This is a genomic window from Pseudoalteromonas aliena (assembly GCF_038155085.1).
GTDB lineage: Bacteria > Pseudomonadota > Gammaproteobacteria > Enterobacterales > Alteromonadaceae > Pseudoalteromonas > Pseudoalteromonas aliena_A.
In genome coordinates this window covers 1-231 of record NZ_JBAKAU010000115.1, presented here as the reverse complement: position 1 = coordinate 231, position 231 = coordinate 1, and the positions used below count along the sequence as shown (strand labels likewise).

Sequence of the window (231 nt, the reverse complement as noted above, 5' to 3'; positions counted from 1 at the left end):
ATGATTTAGCGCACCCTCTTTAATAATTGAAGATGAAGCAGTAAAAGGCATTATTACTGGAGATATGGGTGTCGACAAAGACGGGAATGAAAAAGACGGTTACATGCCTGCCATGGAGCTTCGTGCAAAATACACTATTTTTGCAGAAGGTTGCCGTGGTCATTTAGCTAAACAATTAATTAATGAGTTTGCACTTGATGCGAATTCAACGCCGCAGCATTACGGTTTAGG

General features: G+C 40.7%; 1 pseudogene. It reads left to right on the top strand.

Annotated features, from left to right (window positions below):
- Positions 1 to 4: 4 nt before the first annotated feature.
- Positions 5 to 231 (top strand): annotated as a pseudogene (locus tag V6260_RS18755) (NAD(P)/FAD-dependent oxidoreductase); the annotation flags it as partial.